Origin of the sequence: Cedecea sp., from assembly GCF_036500665.1 — a bacterium.
GTDB lineage: Bacteria > Pseudomonadota > Gammaproteobacteria > Enterobacterales > Enterobacteriaceae > Cedecea.
Genome location: NZ_DASYBS010000129.1, coordinates 1 through 3,187, shown reverse-complemented (window position 1 = coordinate 3,187; position 3,187 = coordinate 1). Strand labels below are relative to the sequence as shown.

Here is a 3,187-nt window from a genome sequence, read left to right as displayed (position 1 = left end):
CGGCTTTCGGCTTTCTCGAAAACGACAACCTGGATGCGAACACGTGGGCGAACAACTTCTCGGGGACCCCAAAGCAGCCATTTACGCAAGCAATTTTCGGCGGAGGGATTGGCGGTCCGATCCTGCGTGACAAATTATTTTTCTACGCAGACTATCAGGGCGCCCGCTTCCGCACTGGAGGCACTCAGACGGCAAGCGTCATTCCTGCAGCATTCCGCAATGGCGATTTTTCCTCATCTCCGGTACAGCTCTATCACTTTGTAAATGGCGTTCGTACGCCATATCTAAATAACCAGGTAACAGTTACAAATCCCGTGGCGCAATATTTGTTTGCGCATCCGGAGCTATATCCTCTTCCCAACAAAACCCCAACCGACGGAATCGCGCAGAACAACTATATTGGCAACTATCTGAATACTGTGCGCAATGATCAGGGCGACGCGAAAATCGACTGGCACTATGGATCGAGAGATACCTTCAGTGTCCGTTATTCGCAGGGTGAGGCCTCCGATGCCACACCGCAAACTCCGATTGCCATTACTTTTCCAGCTATCAATAGTTATCCCTTTAAGGGCATCGCCTTCAATCAGGTGCATGTCTTCTCCCCCGCAATCGTCAACGAGTTCCGTGCAGGCTGGTCGCGTATTCGCTGGGTGCAGGGCATTCCGGTTGACACAACTGGCGCGTTCGGCCTCACGGGCAATTCGGTGGTCGGTATTAATTATCCCAATCAGCCGTATCCGGGCTTTGCCTTTCAGGACTTCTCGAACGCCCAGGGCAGCTTCAACCAGACTTACCTCACCGGCATCGGTACTACGGGCCTCGGCAGCAGTCTGATCAACAACATCTTCACCTACGGCGACAACCTCACCATCGAATCGGGCAAGCACACAATGAAGATGGGTGCGGAAGTGGTTCGCTACCAGCAGAACAACTTTTACCCCGGCAATGATGGCGTGGAGGGCCGTCTGCAGTATGGCGGCGGATTCACGGGCAGCAATGTCGCCGACTTCGATTCGGACCAGGTTTTCTACGCTGGTATCTCAGCCAATGTAGGCCGTTCTGGTCAGCGTCAGTATCGTGATGCGGGCTTCTTCCAGGATGACTGGAAAGTAACTTCCACTCTGACCCTGAACCTGGGACTGCGTTATGAGTATGACCAACCAATCTACGAAGTGAACGATAAGCAGGCCAATGTCGATCTGACTACCGGCCAATACTACGCTGCGGGCACGCCTGGAGCCGCCCAAGTCTTTGGCGATGGACATGCACTCTACCATCCGGTTTACACCAATCTCATGCCCCGTATTGGATTTGCTTTTCAGCCATCTGCCCGCTGGGTTTTCAGAGGCGGTTACGGCACTACCAATTTCCTTGAGGGCACCGGCGCCAACCTGCGCCTGAACTTCAATCCGCCGTTTCAGCCGGCCTTTACTTACCAGGCGACAAACGCCAGCGCTACCAGTCCAGGTACGCCACTCAAGGCAGAGAATGCTTTGCCAGTGAGCTTTGCCGCTTCTACCAGCAGCAATACACTTCGCGCATGGCAAAATAATTTGCGACCGGCCCTCATTCAGGAGTTCTCGCTTTCAACAGAGTATGAGCTCAACAATCAGACCTCTATATCTGCTGGTTATGTTGGTCAGCTCGGTCAGCACCTGATTGATGCGCGCGCAGGCAACCAGCTTTTTGCGCCGAACACTACCGCTCCATATGCAAACCTGGTTGGCCAAACCGGCAGTGTGGTGGTAACCGAAGCGGAATCGATATCGAACTACAATGCTCTGCAGGTTCAGGTTCGTCACCGTGAGCACGATGGTCTTGAGTACACCGTGAATTACACCTACGCCAAGGCTCTGACCAACAATCCAGGCTTCTTTGGCGCGAACTCCCTGGGCAATAACGGTCCCAACTACAGCGCTTATTGGCAGAACGGCTATGACGGCCAGGCGGACTACGGCCCGGCCGGCATGGACGTACGTCATAATCTGTCGGCAACCGGCGTGTATGAGCTTCCTTTCGGTCGTGGACATCGTTTGGGTAGCAACATAAACCCGTGGCTCAATGAGATTGCCGGTGGTTGGAAGCTGACGGGAACGGCTATCGCCTTCTCCGGTCTGCCTATCACGATCGGTGCGCCAAACACGACTACGGTGAACAACAGAGCTTCACGGCCAAATCATTATCGTCCGCTTGCGGTACGTAAACGCAGCGTCGGTCAATGGTTTGGTACTGATCCGTCTGCTACTCCCTGTACCGCAAGCGATGGATTCGACAATGGTGAATGCGCCTATGGCATTCCGAACAGTGAAGAATTCGGTACGGCGAGCAATGGCACGGAGCGTGCTCCCGGGTTCGAGCAGATCGACCTGACCGCGGGCAAGCAGTTCCGCATTACGGAAAACCAGAACGTTGAATTCCGGGCCGACTTCTTCAACGCATTTAATTTCGCCAGTTATAACTATCCGGATGCCAACCTCAGTGACAGCACCTTTGGTCAGATCACTGATACCCGGTCACAGCCACGTATTGTGCAGTTCTCAGTACATTACAGCTTCTAGTCAGTAGTACATGGAATGTGCTGGAGCCCACGTTCCAAACAAAAGGTGTCCCCGCATAAACGAGGACACCTTTTGTTCATTGAGCTCAGAATCCAGGGCAGCAACGGTCGGCACGGAGTAGGCCGGGAGTAGAACCGAACTGAAGGCCACCGGATCATTCCTGTCCCGAGATCGATGCTGACAATCGCCCCGCGCAGCACAGGATCATTGCCCCGATGGACGCTGTTCAATCCTGCATAAAAATGATTTTGTGAGACTACTATGTTCGATCCGTACAGCGAAAACCCGACTTGGGTGGCAGGACATGGATTCGTTACAGAAAGGACACACTGCACACAGTCCGCACACAGCGTGTGGTCGAGATCAGGTTTTTATAGAGGTTCGAGAGGGGTGTTATTGATGAGGGAATCAGTGACTCAGAAAAAGTCGTACCCGGACTCGATTCGTAACGCGAAGTCGCTTTCGTAGAGAAGAGCACCGGGAAATCGATAAAACCGCACCAAGAGGCAAACCGCGGCGGCCCGAATTAAGCGTCCGCACGACCCTGCCGAGTGACGGTCTTTAGGTCGAATTCACTGAGCAGCTTTGTCCATGATTCAAGCCTCGCCTGGCATCGCGTGCAGACG

Annotated in this window: 1 protein-coding gene; it reads left to right on the top strand. The window is 53.7% G+C overall.

What is annotated here, in order from left to right:
* The coding region (locus tag VGM55_RS20920; RefSeq protein WP_331636547.1) for a TonB-dependent receptor domain-containing protein at positions 1-2,561 on the top strand (2,561 nt) is incomplete at its 5' end.
* Positions 2,562-3,187: the final 626 nt, after the last annotated feature.